This is a genomic window from Streptomyces sp. PU-14G (assembly GCF_041028275.1).
In the GTDB taxonomy this organism is placed as follows: domain Bacteria; phylum Actinomycetota; class Actinomycetes; order Streptomycetales; family Streptomycetaceae; genus Streptomyces.
On sequence record NZ_JASKYT010000779.1, the window covers coordinates 1 to 427 of the forward strand.

1 protein-coding gene is annotated in these 427 nt (G+C 74.2%); it reads left to right on the forward strand.

Annotation, left to right across the window (positions count from 1 at the left end; genetic code table 11):
• The first annotated feature begins 176 nt into the window (after positions 1 to 176).
• Entirely contained in the window at positions 177 to 329 is a 153-nt protein-coding gene (locus AB8Z75_RS35270) for a hypothetical protein (protein WP_369209243.1), read from the forward strand.
• Positions 330 to 427 lie beyond the last annotated feature (98 nt).

Here is a 427-nt window from a genome sequence, read left to right on the forward strand (position 1 = left end):
CCCGAGCCCCACCCCGACCTGCACGAGGCCGTCCGCAAGGCGGCCGAGACGTGTCCTGCCGCCGCCCTCCACGCCGGCAACGACGCCTGACCCCTCTCCGCGCCCCGGCGGTCGACTCGCCGTCCACGGCCACGCGCGGCTCCGGCCCGGGAAGGCCGCCGCCATCCCGCTCTCCCGTGGCTGCACTGGCGCGGAGGGGACTCCAGGCCGTCTACCCCGCCCTGCTCCACAGGATCCCCACTCCGCGACTGGCCACTGAGGTGGCACCAGTGCCCTTCACGTACGACGCGGTCAGCTACGGCGTCCACGAGTCGCCCGTCACCTGGTGACATCCGGCGGCGCGCCCCCGTCCCCGCACGAAGGCGAAGCCGTACTCGACGCCGTATCGGACCCGCCCCACCGGAAGAGAAAGAGCACGCGCATGCCC